The following is a 16,005-nucleotide window of genomic DNA, read 5'->3' as shown; positions in this document are numbered from 1 at the left end:
CCGCCGATCACGGCGCCCGTGCTGCCGCCAACCGCGCCGCCCAGTGCTGCGCCGGCCACGCCGCCGAGCGCGCCGCCAAGCGCATTGTTCATATCGCCGGCCATTGCCGGCAACGATGCCGCAGCCGTCAGCGCTGCAATAGCCACCATCTGAATGATTCGCTTCGACATAGTTAGGTCATTAGTTTTTGAGACGGCGCGAGTATAACCGCCCGTCTGAAAGCCTTTAGTAACGCCGTCCGGCTCCTCCGGTAAGAGGTGTAACAATTTCCAGCCGGGATCGGTCGAAACGCCCGACCCACAAGGCGGACGCGGCTTTTGACCCATCGTTACGCGGCGCGACACACACAATTTCGCGCGTTTAACGTTGTGCAGTGACGACGTGCGCTTGAAGTTTGCCGTCGATTGCGCTATCCCCGAAGCGCTCGCGGACGGCCGCCGCGCACACCGAGGTCGCCTCGTCGAGCGTCGCGCCCCGCCGGGCCTCGATCTCGCCGCGTAGCGGCGTACCCTGGCAAAACGCCATCGCGGCGATCTCCGCGGACTCCGCGTAGCCGCGTTTTGCGATTGTCTCGATGCGCGGCGGCGCGTCGAATCCGCCGCCCGCGAGATCGCGCGCGATGGCGTTCGTGTCACTGTATCCGTGCGGCACTCGCTGCATGAAGCGCGGCGGATCTGCCGGGAACAGCGTGTCGAGCGCAGCCGAAACCGTCTCGGTCACCGTGTTCTCCTCGATCCGGTCCCAGACGTTGAACAGCAACACGCCGCCGCTTCGCAGCACGCGCCGCGCTTCGGAAAAGGCATGCGGCCGGTCGGGAAAGAACATCGCGCCGAACTGGCAGACGACGAGATCGAAGCTGCCATCGTCGAATGGGAGTTGCATCGCGTCGGCCTGCTGCCATGTCACCGGTCTGCTCGTGCCGGATTGCGCGGCGCGGTCGAGCATCGCCTGGTTGAGATCGGTCGCGATCAACTCCACGTGCGGCGGCAGCACGTCCGCCATCGCCCGCGTGACGACGCCCGTCCCAGCCGCAATCTCCAGCACGCGCGACGCCGCGATCGCCGCGAGACGGCTGCCGACATCGCGCGCATACGGTTCGAACAGCATGGGCACGAGGTAGCGCTCGTAGATGTCCGGTATCGAGCCGGTAAAGCCTGTGTCGTTGGACGTGGTCATCGAACGTCTCCTGTTGTCGCGATCGACGCATGTCGTCACCCAGACAGCTTAGGCGAGAGTTTCGATAGCGGCAGGCCTCGCACGCACTCCGTGCTTTTGCATCGATCTTCTTGCACTATACTTAGCCATATGGCTAACTATCATGCAGCGATCAGCGAAGTGTTTCAGGCGCTGTCCGATCCGACGCGATGCGAGATCGTCAGCATGCTGGGCCGTGGGGCGCAGACCGTCTCGGTGCTGGCGCAGCCCTTCGACATCGCCCTGCCCTCGTTCATGAAGCACCTCGCCGTGCTCGAGCACAGCGGTCTCATCCGCACGCACAAGGCGGGCCGCGCGCGCACGTGCGAGCTGGTGCCGGCGAGGCTGTCGGAAGTCGAAACGTGGCTGGCCGAACAACGCGCCGTGTGGGAAGCACGGTCGGACCGTATGGTCGAATTCGTCGAACACCTTCATGAAGAGGAGCAGGCTCATGTCAAACGAACCCGTCGGAAGCGCTGACGCGAACGATCTCGTCATCACGCGCTCGCTGCGCGCGCCTGTGAGCGCGCTGTGGCGCGCGTGGACCGAACCGGATCTGCTGACGGAATGGTGGTGTCCGAAGCCCTGGACCACGGAAGTCCGCGCATTCGATCTGCGTCCAGGCGGCGCCTTCCACACCTTCATGCAAGGGCCCGATGGCGGTACAAGCGACAACCCAGGCTGCTTTCTCGACATCGTTCCGCAGGCGCGCATCGTGTTCACATCGATGCTCACTGCGGGCTGGCGCCCCAACACGCCGTGGCTCGGCTTCACGGCCGAGATCGCGATGTCAGCGGAAGGCGCGGGCAGCCGTTATATGGCGCGCGTGATGCATCCCGATGTCGCGACGCGCGACCGGCACGAACAGCTGGGTTTCTTCGACGGCTGGAACACCTGCATCACGCAACTCGACGACTTCGCGCTCACACTCGCCTCGAAGTAAGCGCGAGTGTCACGCAGGCGGCGATCAGCTTCGCAGCGGATGCCGATAGCAGGCGCGCAATCCGCCATCGACATTCTCCAGCAGAAGCTGACCGCCGCTGCGCCGCGCGATTTCCGACACGATCGAAAGCCCGAGACCGCTGCCCGCCGCGACCGTACCCGGCATCCGATAAAACGGTTCGAGTACGCGCAGCTTCTGATCGTCAGGGATGCCAGGCCCTGTGTCTCGTACTTCGATGAGCAGATCCCCTGCGCGGCGCGTGACCGAGACATCGACCCTGCCGCCCTCCGGCGTGTAGCGAACCGCGTTGTCGACGAGATTGCGCAATACGACCGCAAGCGCCGGGACATCGGCGACCACTTCGACATCGTCGACCGTCTCCAGTCCGAGATCCACCTGCTTGCTCTGCGCCATGTCGACGGCATTGACGACGGCATCGCTGGCCAGTTGCCGAAGGGACACGACCGCCGGCTCCATCGTGGAGCCGTGCTGCGAACGCGCAAGTGCAAGCAGCTGCTCGACGAGCCGTACCGTGCGCCGGAGCGCAGCCTGAAACCGGATGAGCCGTTCCCGCGCCACATGCGGATTGTCCGCGGCACCGAGATGCTCGGCCTGCAGGGACAGCGCCGCAAGCGGTGAACGCAACTCGTGCGCGGCGTCGGCGATAAACCTGCGCTGCTGTGACATGGCGTCCTTGAGCCGGCCGATGAGCCGGTTGATCGACGTCACGAACGGAAGCAGCTCTTTGGGGATGCCCTGCTCGGACAGCACGTCGAGCGTCGCATCGTCCTGCTGATCCACGACTTTCGCGAGATGCCGCAACGGCAACAACATCCGGCGAACCAGCACGATCACCACGACAATCAGAACAGGCGTCAGCGCGAGCATCGGCAGCAACGTTCTCAATGCGCCGTCGCTGGCGATTTCGTCGCGAATGTCCGAACGTTCCGCGACCGAAATGCGCTCGCCATTCGTCAATCTGCGCACGCTGACGCGCCAGCTCTCGTTCCTGACCTCGACGTTATGCATGCCGTCTGAAAGCGCGGACAGCGTAGAAACGGGAATTAACCCGTCCGATTCCGTCGAAGGCTGGTCGAGGCGCGTGATGACGAGCCTCACATCCGCATCTTCACGGTCGTGCCACGCGGCGGCCGATCGCTTCAGAACGATTTCCCCGTTATCGATCAGCGCGCCGATCTCGCGAAGGTGACCGTCCTGCAGCTTGTTCGCCTCGACATAGGCGGCCGCAAACGACATCACGCAGGCAGCGATGCTCAGCGCCACGATCACACACGCGATCCACCACGTCAGTCGCACCGCGATGGACCGGGCAGTGCGTCCCCGTCGATCATTCATTCGACACCTCTTATAGGGAACTGCAACACGTCGCTGCTGTGGGTGCAGCAAAGTGGCAGATATCCTAAAGCATAAGAAGTGCGGCCGACGAACGTTTGATCGAGAGAGCGGTGAGAAGGGTTCTCAGACGGCGAACGTCGCGAAGCAGCCCGAGACCGTTCGCGTGGGCGCGCCCGGCACGGCGCGTACGCGCGCGGGCGTGCGCGACAACCGGTACGGCACCTTGAGGACGGGCCAGAATGCCCCGCTCCCGTCGCGCGCGACGCTCAGCATGTCTGCGAGAAAATTGCCGTCTTCGACCAGTTCATGCACGCGTGCCACCGGCACTGCGCTGATACCCGCGTTCGCCAGCGCCGTCACTGCCGCCTCGCGCGTCAGCATGCTGCATCGCGCATCGCGTGCACGAACCGCGAGCGCCGCCGCATCGGCATGTCGATCGCTTTCGAGCCACACATGACCGTCGATGCACGCGACCGCGATCCCCTGCGGCTCCCGATTGCCCGACGCAAACAGCGCACACCACGCGGCCACGTCCTGCATCGATATTTCGACGAACGTCCCGTCCTCCCGCGCCGGATCCGCAAGGCACGAGACGATCGCGAGCAGCGCAGCCTGCCCCCCGAGAATGTCGGCGCCCGACGCGCCTAGCTTCACCGGCTCGCCGGCGCTGCGCGTCAGGTCCATCAGCCCGCCCATCGCCTGAATCACGGTGTCGAATGCGGGCCTTGCCGGATATGCGGACGCGATGCCAAAACCTGAAATCGAACAATAGATCAGACGCGGATTGATCTTGCCCAGCGTTTCGCGATCGAAGCCGAGCTTTGCGAGCGCACCCGGACGCAGGTTCTCGACGAGGACATCCGCATCGGCGAGCAGCCCACTCAGATGAGCACGGTCGGCTTCCTGCTTCAGATCGAGCGCGATGGTCTGCTTGTCGGTGTTGTTGAGCACGAAAAAGTAGCTCGTCCCCGCCTGGCCCGGCGTCCATGAACGCGCCACTTCGCCGTCGGGCGGCTCGATCTTCACGACTTCCGCACCAAGCGCCGCAAGGTGCTTGCCGACGAGCGGGGCCGTCGTGTACTGGCCGATCTCGACGACCTTGATGCCGGCAAGCGGACCCGTATGCTGTCCGTACGCGGTGCGGTCCACGCTCGTGCTCATGCGCGGCGCAGCGCAGGTGTCCTTCGTCAGACGCGACGTGTTGAAGATCGGCACCCGGCGATACGTGTCGCCATCGATGCCTTGCGTGTCGATCTGCATCGCCGCATCCGCATGCCGCGTGCGGAAATTCGGCTCGCTGCTCAACTCCGCGACGGACACGATCGGTCCGGCCGCGACGCCGATCTGCTCGCACAACTGCAAGCATTCCTCCGTCGACAGCGTGGCAGTCCATGTCTCGATCAGCGCATCGAGTTCATCGACGTTCGCGACACGTCCGCGCAAGGTCGCGAAGCGCGGATCGTCGAGTGGCGGCACGCGGGCCGCGCTTTTGATCTTGCGCCATTGTTCTTCCGTGCTGGTGCAGATGAGTATCCAGCCGTCGCGCGTCACGTATGCGTTCCAGGGCGCGCACGCAGGATGCCGATTGCCGACGCGGCCCACCGTACCTTGCGCAAATGCCGTGGGCAGAAACGTCGTGAGCGCACTGGCCGCGCAACCGAACAGCGTCACGTCGATGTTCTGCACGATGCCGCGCAAACGCTTCACACGAACGGCCGCCGCAATCGCGGCGCACGCATAGAGCGCCGCCGAAATCTCCGTGAACGGCACGCCGATCCGCGCGGGCTCGCCATGCGCAAAGCCCGTGGTGTCCATCAGTCCGCTGATCGCCTGAATCTGCGCGTCGGTCCCGCGCATACCCGCGCGCGCACCGTGCGGCCCGGTAGCAGTGATGTCGCACACGATATGCGCGCCCGCCGCCTTCAGCTCCGCGATCGTGCTTCGCTCGCTCGGCGGACTCACGTCCGACGAAACGACGATCACGTCATACGCGAATCCGTCCGACGGCTGCGCTTCGCCGAACGTCACCTGCGCGCCCGCACGTTCGAGCAGCGTCGCGCCGAGCCTGAGCGCGTCGCGCGCACCCCGGACCAGAATTCGCACACCGTTCAGCATGGTTGTCTCCTTGAGTCTCACAGATTGCTTTGAACCAACGATACGGCGCGTTGGAGACGCGCTCAAACGACATTTCCTGCCCGCTCGATTGAGTTTTGCTGAAGTGAACGCAAGCGCCTTTCTACGTAGCTTTCCCGGCATGCGCCGCGCGATGCGCGTGCTACCATTTTTGGATGCGAACCCTTCCGTCACTCAACGCGCTGCGCGCCTTCGAGGTCTGCGGCAGACTGCTCAGCGTGCAGCTCGCCGCGAACGAACTCAACGTCACGCCCGCGGCCGTCAGCCGGCAAATCAAACTGCTGGAAGATCAGCTCGGCGTGCTGCTGTTCGAACGCGGACATCGCGCGATCGCGCTGACGCCGATGGGGGAGCGTTACCTCGCCGACATCGTGCGAGGCTTCGAAACGATGCGCACCGCGACGATCAACCTCACGGAAGCGCGCCGCCGCCGCACGCTCAAGATTCGCGGCTACACGACGTTCTCGATGAACTGGCTGCTGCCGCGTCTGTCCGCGTTTCATCGCGAGCATCCCGACATCGAAGTCAGTCTCACGACCTCATTGCAACCCGTCGACTTCAATACGGAAGACGTCGATGCGGCGATCCGCCTGTCGCATGCGCCGTCATCGGATGTCGGTCATGACCGCCTCGTACCGAACGAACTCGTGCCCGTGTGCAGTCCGGCGTTTCTGCGCGCGCATCCCGAACTTAGCGACGCCACACCCGAATCGCTGCGCAACGTGCCGCTGCTGCATTCGCTGGCGCGCCGCGAGGACTGGGCCAAATGGCTCGACGCGGCCGGCGTGCGCGGCGTCAATCCGTTGAGCGGTCTCAGCTACGAAAGCTCCATCCTCGCGTACTTCGCAGCGACGCAAGGCGTCGGCGTCGCGATGGCGCAGCGCGTGCTCGTCGCCGATCAACTGCGCGACGGCACGCTGGTGACGCCCTTTTCCTTCGTGCTCGATCTGGGTGCGTTCACTTACTACCTGATCTATCCGCGCGACCATCTGTCGAATCCCGAGTTCGCCGCGTTCCGCAACTGGCTGCTCTCCGTCGGCGAAGCGCGTAGCTGATCGCCACACCGCACGCCGTTCAACGACCCTTGAATTGCGGCTGGCGCTTCTCAGCGAACGCCTTGCGCCCTTCCACACGATCTTCCGAATCGCGCATGGCGCCCCACGCCAGTTCGGTGAATTCGAGCGCCTGTGCAAGTGGCACATTGCTGCTGGTTTCAGCGACTTTCTTGATCATCTGCACGGCAAGCGGCCCATTCGCCGCAATCGTGCCTGCGAGTTCGCGTGCGGTGTCCATCAGCGCGGCGGGTTCGACGACATCGGACACGAGCCCCACGCGCTCCGCGTAGGCCGCGTCGATCTTGCAGCCCGTCAGCAGCATCTTCATCGCGATCGCCGACGGCACCGCTTTCTGCAGCGCCTGGATGCCGCACACGGCCGGAATGCTCGCGACAACGGCTTCCGGCAAGCCGAACACCGCGTGGCTCGATGCGATCCGCAAATCGCATTGCAGCGCGAGTTCGAGCCCACCGCCAAGACAATAGCCATTGATCGCACCGATGATCGGCTTGAAGATGCGCAACGAACCGAGATCCATCAGCCGCACATAGATGCCTTCGGCCGCTGCGCGATCGATGGAACGGACGAACGACGACCCGAAATTCGTTGCCGGCGGCTGCGTATTCTTCAGATCCGCGCCGACGCAGAACGACTTGTGTCCCGAGCCCGTGAGCACGATCACGCGCACGTCGTCGTCGTCGCGCGCTTCGGCGAGCGCCGCGCGCAATGCCTTCAGGCTGTCGAGGTCGAGTGCGTTGAGGGCCTCGGGACGATCCAGGCTCACGATGGCCACATGGTCCGACACGCTGTAGTGAATGGTCATGATCCGCTCCTTCAGACGCTAGGCGACGACAGCGAGCGGCCGCCGCATACATACAGCGTCTGCCCCGTGATGTACGACGCTTCACGCTGCGCAAAGAACAGCACGGCTTGCGCGATATCGTCCGGCGTGCCGATGCGCTGCACGGGCACCGACTGCTTGAGGCGCGCCTGAAGCTCTGCATCGAATGCCTGAAAAAGCGGTGTATCGACGATACCCGGCGCGACCGCATTCACGGTGATGCCGGCGCTCGCCCATTCGAGCGCGAGACTGCGCGTGAGGCTCACCACGCCGCCCTTCGCCGCCGAATAGTTCGACTGTCCGACGCCGCCCAGCCACGCGCGCGACGAAATGTTCACGATGCGCCCGTAGCGCGCGCCGCTCATATGCGTGAGCACCGCCCGGCAACACAGAAACTGCGACTTGAGGTTCACGCCGATCACGGCGTCCCAGTCGTCGTCGCTCATCTTCGTGATCCGCTTGTCGCGCACGATGCCCGCGTTGTTCACCAGCACGTCGATGCGGCCAAAGCGCCCGGCGACGGCTTCGACGGCGTCGTTCACGGATGCGCCATCCGTCACGTCGACGGGCAGACCGATCACCTCCGCACCTTCGGCAGCGAGCGCACTTGCAGCCTGATCGAGCGCCACGCGATCGAGATCGAACAGCGCGATGCGCTGGCCGCTGCGGGCGAGCGCCGCCGCGATGCCGAAGCCGATGCCCTTCGCGCCGCCCGTGACGACGGCGACCTCGGCGGATGGGTTGTGGGGTGATGCGTTCATGGCGTGTCTCCGTGGAATGAAAGCCTGTGCATTCCATGCTAGGGCGCACGATGCACCGCGCTCAAACGACTTTTTTAGCGGCTTCGATTGACTTTCCCTCAATCGAAACACTCGATGCCCGCGCGTTGGCGGACTGCGGGTTCGACGCAAAAAAACTCAATCGACAGCGCAAAAAATGTCGTTTGCGCGGCCTGTCACGCGAAACCTAGGATGCGTCCATGTGCAGGGCCAAACGCCGTGTCGCACGTTTCAGGCGATACATCCCGCACGTTCCGCATGCGTCGTGCAGCCAGCGCGCGCTCACCACAAAGAGACACGGAGACAACATGGACACCATCCTTCCGGGCGTCGCCCAGGAACCCGCGACACCGCTCACACGAGCGCAGCGAAAAGCCATCGTCGCGGCGACGCTCGGCACCATCGTCGAATTCACTGACTGGATCATCTACGCGACCTTCGCCGCGCTCTTCTCGCGACACTTCTTTCCGGCTAACAACGATCGCGTCTCGCTGCTCTCGGCATTTGCCGTGTTCGCGGTCGGCTTCGTGATGCGGCCGATCGGCGGCGCGCTGCTCGGCGCTTATGCCGACCGGCACGGGCGCAAGAACGGCCTCGCGTTGTCGGTCGCATTGATGGCCGGCAGTTCGCTCGTCATCGCCGTGTGCCCCGGTTATGAATCGATCGGCATCGCTGCGCCGCTCATTCTCGTTCTCGCACGGCTCATTCAGGGCTTCGCGGCAGGCGGAGAGTTCGGCTCGGCGTCGACGTTCCTGATCGAATCGTCGGCGCCGTCGCGGCGCGGCTTTGCGGGCTCGTGGCAACACTTCGCGGTCAACGCCGGCGTGCTGGTGGCGGCGCTGATCGGCGCGACCCTCACGTCGATGATCGACCATGCGGGCATGGCGTCCTGGGGCTGGCGCGTCGCATTCGCGATCGCCGGATTGCTCGGCTTCGTCGCGCTGTGGGTGCGCCTCGCCGTCGCCGAAACGGACGCATTCAGAAAGAGCGTCGCCGCGCATCAGCGCACACGCCATCCGTTTCTCGTGATCGTTCGCGAACATCGGCGCGCGGCACTGCGCGTCATCGGTATCGCGATGGCGGGCAATCTGTGCATCTACCTGTGGCTCGTGCTGTTCCCGACGCTGGCGCATCTGCGTACGGGTTTGCCGCTGCACGACGCATTCAGCGCAAGCGTGATGTCGATCGTCGTTTCGCTGATCGCGATTCCGTTCATCGGCATGCTGTCGGACCGTATCGGCCGCAAGCCCGTGCTGCTCGTCTTTGCGGGCGGCTCCGCGCTGTTCGCATGGCCCGCGCTGCACTTCCTCAGCAACGACTTCTGGAGCGCAACCGCCATCGTCACGATCGGCATGCTGCTCTCGTCGGGATTCGCCGCGACCTGCGCAACGGTGATGGCCGAGCAGTTCCCCGCGCATGTGCGGGCAACGGGTGTGGCGCTTCCCTATGCGGTATCGGCGGCGCTGTTCGGCGGCACGCTGCCCTATATCGTCACCGCGATGTCGAGTTCCGGTTTGTCGCAATACCTGTGGGTCTATGTCGCGGCCGTGTGCGTCGTCGGCTTCGTGGTCTATGCGCGGATGCCGGAGACGCGCGGAAAGATTCTCGACTGAGCGCCTCACTTCGACGCACGGTCATCGCAAGTTCAGCAGGTCAATCATTGGAGGCAGTAATGCGCAAGGTCGTTATCGGCGGCGTCGGCATGACGTCGTTTGGCAAGTTTCTCGATCGCAATCTGAAATCCCTCGCCGAAGAGGCGGTGTCGCTCGCATTGAAGGATGCGCGCGCCACGGTGAACGACGTCGATCGCGTCTTCTTCGGCAATGCGGCGGCGGGTGTCGTCACGGGTCAGGAGATGATTCGCGCGCAGTCGTCGCTGCGCAATACCGGGCTCGACGGCAAGCCGATGTTCAATGTCGAGAACGCCTGCGCTTCCGGCAGTTCGGCGTTGAATCTCGCATGGCTTTCGGTCGCTTCGGGACAATCGGAGACCGCGCTGGTCGTCGGCGTCGAAAAGCTCACGCATGAGGACAAGGCGATCTCGTTCGGCGCGTTCGCGAAGGCCGTCGATCTCGAAGAGCCGCTGCCCGAAGGCGTGACGACAGGCACGGGCTCGCTTTTCATGGATCTCTACGCGGCGAAGGCACGCAAGTGGATGGACAAGACGGGCGCCGATGCGAGCGACTTCGCGCGTGTCGTCGTGAAGAGCCGCCGCGCGGGAGCGTTGAATCCGCATGCGCAATTCCGCAACGAAACGAGCGTCGACGAAGTGCTCGCGAGCCGGATGGTCAGCGATCCGTTGACGCTCTTCATGTGCTCGTCGATCGGCGACGGCGGCGCGGCGCTATTCATCTGCTCGGAAGACTATGCGGAGAAGCACGACATTCGCCCCGTGTTCATCCGCGCGAGTTCCATCGTGTCGGCGAAGGCGGATGGATCCGGCGAACTGGTCGCGGTGCGCGCGGCGAACGCCGCATACGAAGAGGCGGGCATCGGTCCGTCGGACGTGCACGTCGTCGAACTGCACGACGCCTCCGCGCCCGCGGAACTCATTCACTACGAGAACCTGGGCCTGTGCGCACCCGGCGATGCGCCGAAGCTGATCCGTTCGGGCGATACGGATATCGGCGGACGCATTTCGGTGAATCCGAGCGGCGGTCTGCTGTCGCGCGGCCATCCCGTGGGCGCGACGGGTGTCGCGCAGATCGTCGAACTCACGCAGCAGTTGCGCGGCAAGGCGGGCGCGCGGCAACGGCCGGGGGCGAAGGTGGCGCTCGCCGAGAACAACGGCGGTCAACTGGCGGGCGATTCGGCCGTCGCGCTCGTCACGATTCTGTCGACCTGATCCCGGTCCGCATTGAAGTCGCGCCGCGTTCTGCACGCGGCGCGACCGCTTGCGTCGACGACTGTCACGCCACCACGTTACCGCGCTTGCCAACCGGCAATTCGCGCACGACGACATACTCGGGATCGCGCCGCTGCCTGGCGAAGATCATCAGAATTTCGCGCCATGCCGACCAGAGTCCCACGTAGGGTTGCGGCATTTGCGACGCCAGCGCTTCATGGAACTTCGGCAGCGCATGAAACGGCACGCTCGGGAACATGTGATGTTCGATATGGAAGTTCATGTTCCAGTAGAGAAAGCGCACCACCCAGTTGACCTTGACCGTGCGGCTCGACACGCGATGATCGAGCACGTTCTCCTTCAGGCCCGTGTGCTGGGTCAGTGCACACAGCTCGTGCAGCCACGTCCCATATGCGCGCGGCAGGAACAGAAACATGACGGGCAGCCAGCTGTGCGCCAGCACCGCCCAGACGAACACCGCGACATAGCAGGCCAGCAGCACACGCGAGTTGTCGCACATCTTCTTGTATTCTGCTTCGGGCACGACCTCTTTCGCGCCCTTCGTGACGATGCCGAAGCTATGCAGAAAGGTCGCAGTGAGAAACTGCATGCCGTGTGACACGCGTACGAAGTCAGTCACCAGTTTGATGTAGCTGTGCGGGCGATGCTTGAATGCGAGTTCCGGGTCTTTATACGGCGCCGCCGTCAGATGCGTGTACGTGTGATGCTTCGCGTGAAGCCAGCGGCTGTACACCTGCTCGCGCCACGACATGAAGCAGATCACCCAGTAGACCGCTTCGTTCAGCCAGCGCGTCTTGAACACGGTGCCGTGCCCCAGCTCGTGCGCGGCGGCCTCGCTGAACGCGAACACCGTTCCGTACAGCAGGAAGGCGGGAATCACCCATGCCGTGCCCAGCGAGAACCACGCGAGCACACCTGTCGCAACGACGAGGGCGAAGAAGCCGCCCGCGTGCAAGATGCCGCGTGCGTCGGAGCGCGTGGAAAAGTCCTTGAGCGCCTTGCGGTCGATGTCGACGCGGTGCCACGAATTCATGTCGATGTTCATTGCGTTATCCCTTCGCGAAGTGCGGAGTGCGTTGCCGTATTCGGATCCGATGCGACTAGCGATACGAGCCTGCGTACTTCTGGACGGGCGCGATGTTGTCGCGGGTCACGAAGCTCGGCCCGGAGCTGACCGTCGAGCCCGTATAGACCGGCTTCAGGTCGTACTTCGCGAGACGCGCGGTGACCTTCTTGTCGTCCTTGAGCGCCGCGACGATGCGAGCCGGATCGCTGGTCTTGTCGCGAATCGCTATCGCCATTGCGGCAACGGACAGATAGCCCTGCAGATACGGCTGCTGGTCGATCGCAAACGCGATCTGCCCGGCCTGGATCGACTTGAGGATGTCGGGAGAAAGATCGAAGGTGGCGACGTAGATCTTGCCGCTCATGCCTGCGTCCTTCACGCCGCGCAGCACGCCCGTCGCCTGATCGGGGCCGAGCGCGAGAATCGCTTGGGTCGTCGGATGCGAACGCAGATACGCGGCGACCTTGCTTTCGATCACCGTCGGGTCTTCGCCGCTGTCCATCGTCGCCTTCTTGTAGTCGACGCCGATCGCATCCGCGAAACCCTTGCAGCGGTCCCACAGCGCCTGAATATCGGCGCCGTGATTCACGCACAGAAACTCATGGATGCCCGCTGCCTTCGCGCGCTCGCCTGCCGCCTTGCCCGCCTCGTATTCAGGCTGGCCGATATGCATCAGCGCGCCGAGCTTCATGCCCGAGTCGGGTCCGCCGTTGATCGTGACGAGCGGAATATGCTTCGCCTTCACGCCTTGCAGGCCCTTCTGAATCATCTCGAAGTTCGGCACCGTCGTGATCACGCCCGAGTAGTTGCGCGCCGCCGCCTGTTCGAGGATGCGCACCATGTCGCCCGTATCGCCCGTAGGCGGATTGCGGTAATCGACGGGCACGTTGAAGTCTTCGCTCGCGTCGCGCATGCCGTTCTTGACGGTGTTCCACCAGACGTTCGAATCCGAGCCGTGGCTGACCATCACGAAGCGTTCTTCGGCGGCGGCGCCGTTTGCCGCCAGACCTGTGACCAGCGTCAGTGCCGCGAGCGCAGCGGCGATGCGTTTGAGCGGGCGTGTGAATGCGAGGAAGCGGGGCTTGTTCATGATGTTTGTCTCCTGTGATCGACGGAATGCGCATATGTGCAGCGTCTTATCGATGACGCCTGTTCGCTTCCGGTGGTTAAAATCTAGTTGATCGAATCTCCGCTCTCAAACGGTTTGTTGAGGATATTTCCTCAAACTGGAGGCACGGCATGAACGTCAGACGAAAGCCGACGATGGAAGATGTCGCGAAGGCCTCGGGCGTCAGCTATTCGACCGTCGAGCGCGTGCTGAACGGGCGTGGCGGCGTCGCGCGCGAGAAGGAATCGCGCGTGCTCGAATGGGCGCGCAAGCTCAAGATGGACCGCGCACTCGGCGAAGTCTCGGTGCGCTGGCTGCGCATCGCGATCCTCACGCAAAAGCCTTCGTCGCCGTATTACGTCGCGCTGCAACAAGGTTTCGAACTGGCGCAGAAGTCGTTCGAAACGCATCGCGTGGTGTGCCATCTCACGTTCTTCGACGATCTCGAACCGCAATCGCTCGCGGCCGTCATCAATCGGGCATCGCAAAAGGCCGACGCGATGATCGTCGTGGCGTACGAGCACAGCGTCGTCGTCGATGCGATTTCGCGGGTCGCGCGCAAGATTCCCGTCGTGACACTCGCGAGCGACTTGCCGGATACGGGACGGCTCGCGTACGTCGGCATCGACAACCGTTGTGCAGGAAGAACGGCAGGCGAATTGATGGGCCGCTTCATTGGCCGCGACGGCGGGCAGGTCATCGTGATCGCGGGGCTGCGCACGTATCTCGGCCACGAGGAACGCGAAGGCGCGTTCCGTTCGGTGATGCGTCGCAAGTTTCCGGCGTGCGAGGTGGTCGCGACAGTCGAGAGCCGCGAAGACGAGAAATCGACCGAGCGTCTGACGCGCGACGCCTTCAAAAAGTACCCTGATTTAAGAGGTATTTACAATCTATCGGTCGGAGACGAAGGCATTGCACGCGCGCTCAAGGCATTGAAACGCGAGCACTCGACCGTGCTGATCGGCCATGAACTGACGGAGATCAGCCGCGCGCTGCTGATAGAAGGCGTGATGGATGCCGTGCTCGATCAAAGCCCATTCGTGGAAGCCGTGCGCGCCGTGGAAGCGATACTGGGACACTACAACCGTGGTACGCCTTCAGGTCTTCCGTTGCAGACGCCGATGTCGATCTATCTGCAGGAAAATCTGCCGCCCGCTCCGTGAGGCAGCAGCTTCACTGCGCCTGATGGTCCTGAGCTGACGGCTTCTTGCGCGCCTGCGCTTCGATGAGTTGCAGCAACAGTTTCACAGGTTCGCTCAGATGCTGCGGCGCGCGATGCACGAGCCCGACATCGCGATGAAAGGTGTGATGCCCGAGGTCGACGGCACGCACTTTCGCGGGCCAACGCCGGTACGTCGCCGTTTGCGGCACGATCGCCACGCCGACGCCGTTCTCGACCAGTCTGACGATCGCTTCGAGTTCGTCGAGTTCGCACACTTCACGCACGGTGAAGTGCATCCGGCGCAGGAAGCGATCCACCTGACGGCCGCCGAACGACGCGCGATCGTAACGAATGAACGGCTGTTCCGACAGCAGCGCCGCCCAGTCCTTGCCCTTCACGCTACGCGGCACGATGAGCGTGAAAGGTTCTTGCGCGAGCGTCGTCCAGCGCAGATCGCTCTGAAACGAAAACGGCGGACGAATGATGGCTGCGATATCGATCTCGCCCGCATCGACCAGGTTCAGCAACTCCATCGACACGCCCGGAATCACCCGCGTTCTGCATCCGGCGCATTGCGCATGAAACCGGGCCAACGCATCGGGCAGCCACGAGCGCTGCACCGATGCAATCGCGCCGATATTCACGCGCACGTTGGCCGCCGGGTCCGCCGCCATCGAACTCAGGTTGTTATAAAGCCGGACGACTTCCTGCGCCTGCATGAGCACCTGCTGGCCCATCGCATTGAGGCGCGCTGTTCGCCCTTCGCGGTCGAACAGCGCAAAGCCGAACTCGGCTTCGAGCCGTTGCATCTGCGCGCTGACAGCCGCTTGTGTCAGGCCGATTCTGCTGCCGGCCGCCGCGAACGTGCCTTCCTGCGCAACCGCGATCAGCGTCTTCAGCTCACGGAGCATTGATCAATTCCGTTTGTGTTTGATGAAATAATATATTGATTTTATTTTACTATCTCGCTGCGTATTATCAGTGCGTTATTGGCGCCCCATGCGCCCCACAACAGAAAACCCGCAATGGAGAACTCAGTGAGCCTTTCGCCTTTTCATCTGGCCATTCCCGTCTACGATCTTCCCGCCGCGCGTGACTTCTATGGACGCGTCTTCGGGCTCGAAGAAGGCCGCTCCAGCCAGCAGTGGGTCGACTTCAACTTCTTCGGTCATCAGTTGGTGATTCACGAGCATCCGAAGACGGCATCGCAAGAGAGCGTGCACAGCAATCCCGTCGACGGTCACGACGTACCCGTGCCGCACTTCGGCATCGTGCTCGAATGGGATCAGTGGGAAGCGCTCGCGGCGCGGCTCAGGTCGTTCGGCACAAAGTTCGTGATCGAGCCGTACATCCGCTTTCAGGGGCAGGTCGGCGAACAGGCCACGATGTTCCTGTTCGATCCGTGCGGCAATGCACTCGAGTTCAAGGCGTTCAAGGATATCGGCCAGCTGTTTGCGAAGTGATGCCATGCCGTGAAGCGCCACGTCGCTTCACGGCAGGTT

15 protein-coding genes and 1 pseudogene are annotated in these 16,005 nt (G+C 63.4%); 7 read left to right on the top strand and 9 right to left on the bottom strand.

Annotation, left to right across the window (positions count from 1 at the left end):
- Positions 1–326, bottom strand: a pseudogene (locus tag G3N95_RS40490) (hypothetical protein); the annotation flags it as partial.
- A 34-nt stretch (positions 327–360) separates the two neighbouring features.
- Complete coding sequence (locus G3N95_RS07435; RefSeq protein ID WP_205969355.1) at positions 361–1,176, bottom strand: class I SAM-dependent methyltransferase; 816 nt, start codon at positions 1,174–1,176, stop codon at positions 361–363.
- A gap of 129 nt (positions 1,177–1,305) precedes the next feature.
- Here G3N95_RS07435 and G3N95_RS07430 point away from each other — a divergent pair, with 129 nt between their 5' ends.
- On the top strand, positions 1,306–1,674 hold the full coding sequence (locus G3N95_RS07430; RefSeq protein WP_205969354.1) for a metalloregulator ArsR/SmtB family transcription factor: 369 nt from the start codon (positions 1,306–1,308) through the stop codon (positions 1,672–1,674).
- Positions 1,646–2,137 carry an SRPBCC family protein gene (locus tag G3N95_RS07425; RefSeq protein ID WP_205969353.1) on the top strand — a complete coding sequence of 164 codons (492 nt, stop codon included), beginning with the start codon at positions 1,646–1,648 and terminating at the stop codon, positions 2,135–2,137. The genes G3N95_RS07430 and G3N95_RS07425 overlap by 29 nt, the downstream gene beginning before the upstream one ends.
- 24 nt (positions 2,138–2,161) lie before the next feature.
- On the opposite strand, the gene G3N95_RS07420 is transcribed toward G3N95_RS07425, so the two are convergent.
- Positions 2,162–3,493 (bottom strand): ATP-binding protein, encoded by a 1,332-nt coding sequence (locus G3N95_RS07420; RefSeq protein WP_205969352.1) that lies wholly within the window; start codon positions 3,491–3,493, stop codon positions 2,162–2,164.
- 123 nt (positions 3,494–3,616) lie between these two features.
- Positions 3,617–5,608 carry a CoA transferase gene (locus G3N95_RS07415; protein WP_205969351.1) on the bottom strand — a complete coding sequence of 664 codons (1,992 nt, stop codon included), beginning with the start codon at positions 5,606–5,608 and terminating at the stop codon, positions 3,617–3,619.
- Between the two features lie 173 nt (positions 5,609–5,781).
- Here G3N95_RS07415 and G3N95_RS07410 point away from each other — a divergent pair, with 173 nt between their 5' ends.
- Complete coding sequence (locus tag G3N95_RS07410; protein ID WP_205969350.1) at positions 5,782–6,681, top strand: LysR substrate-binding domain-containing protein; 900 nt, start codon at positions 5,782–5,784, stop codon at positions 6,679–6,681.
- A gap of 19 nt (positions 6,682–6,700) precedes the next feature.
- Here the strand turns inward: G3N95_RS07410 and G3N95_RS07405 are convergent, their stop codons facing one another.
- Both G3N95_RS07405 and G3N95_RS07400 read right to left on the bottom strand, forming a co-directional pair.
- Complete coding sequence (locus tag G3N95_RS07405) at positions 6,701–7,504, bottom strand: enoyl-CoA hydratase-related protein (protein WP_205969349.1); 804 nt, start codon at positions 7,502–7,504, stop codon at positions 6,701–6,703.
- Positions 7,505–7,515: 11 nt separating this feature from the next.
- Positions 7,516–8,283 (bottom strand): SDR family NAD(P)-dependent oxidoreductase, encoded by a 768-nt coding sequence (locus tag G3N95_RS07400; protein ID WP_205969348.1) that lies wholly within the window; start codon positions 8,281–8,283, stop codon positions 7,516–7,518.
- A 326-nt stretch (positions 8,284–8,609) separates the two neighbouring features.
- On the opposite strand from G3N95_RS07400, the gene G3N95_RS07395 reads away from it, so the two are divergent.
- Together G3N95_RS07395 and G3N95_RS07390 are read left to right on the top strand one after the other, a co-directional pair.
- Complete coding sequence (locus tag G3N95_RS07395) at positions 8,610–9,914, top strand: MFS transporter (protein WP_205969347.1); 1,305 nt, start codon at positions 8,610–8,612, stop codon at positions 9,912–9,914.
- A 59-nt stretch (positions 9,915–9,973) separates the two neighbouring features.
- Positions 9,974–11,146: a thiolase family protein gene (locus G3N95_RS07390; protein ID WP_205969346.1), complete on the top strand. Its 1,173-nt coding sequence runs from the start codon at positions 9,974–9,976 to the stop codon at positions 11,144–11,146.
- Positions 11,147–11,210: 64 nt separating this feature from the next.
- Here G3N95_RS07390 and G3N95_RS07385 read toward each other — a convergent pair whose 3' ends face one another.
- On the bottom strand, positions 11,211–12,212 hold the full coding sequence (locus G3N95_RS07385) for a fatty acid desaturase (protein ID WP_205969345.1): 1,002 nt from the start codon (positions 12,210–12,212) through the stop codon (positions 11,211–11,213).
- A gap of 55 nt (positions 12,213–12,267) precedes the next feature.
- On the bottom strand, positions 12,268–13,323 hold the full coding sequence (locus tag G3N95_RS07380; protein ID WP_205969344.1) for a sugar ABC transporter substrate-binding protein: 1,056 nt from the start codon (positions 13,321–13,323) through the stop codon (positions 12,268–12,270).
- 149 nt (positions 13,324–13,472) lie between these two features.
- On the opposite strand from G3N95_RS07380, the gene G3N95_RS07375 reads away from it, so the two are divergent.
- Entirely contained in the window at positions 13,473–14,504 is a 1,032-nt protein-coding gene (locus G3N95_RS07375; protein ID WP_205969343.1) for a LacI family DNA-binding transcriptional regulator, read from the top strand.
- A 10-nt stretch (positions 14,505–14,514) separates the two neighbouring features.
- Here G3N95_RS07375 and G3N95_RS07370 read toward each other — a convergent pair whose 3' ends face one another.
- Entirely contained in the window at positions 14,515–15,414 is a 900-nt protein-coding gene (locus G3N95_RS07370) for a LysR family transcriptional regulator (RefSeq protein WP_205969342.1), read from the bottom strand.
- A 126-nt stretch (positions 15,415–15,540) separates the two neighbouring features.
- Between G3N95_RS07370 and G3N95_RS07365 the strand changes: the two genes are divergently transcribed.
- On the top strand, positions 15,541–15,966 hold the full coding sequence (locus tag G3N95_RS07365) for a VOC family protein (protein ID WP_028363775.1): 426 nt from the start codon (positions 15,541–15,543) through the stop codon (positions 15,964–15,966).
- The last annotated feature ends 39 nt before the right edge of the window (positions 15,967–16,005 follow it).

Origin of the sequence: Paraburkholderia sp. Tr-20389 (assembly GCF_017104565.1) — a bacterium.
Lineage (GTDB): Bacteria > Pseudomonadota > Gammaproteobacteria > Burkholderiales > Burkholderiaceae > Paraburkholderia.
Note: the sequence above shows the minus strand (reverse complement) of the source record. Positions and strands in the feature narration are given on the sequence as shown.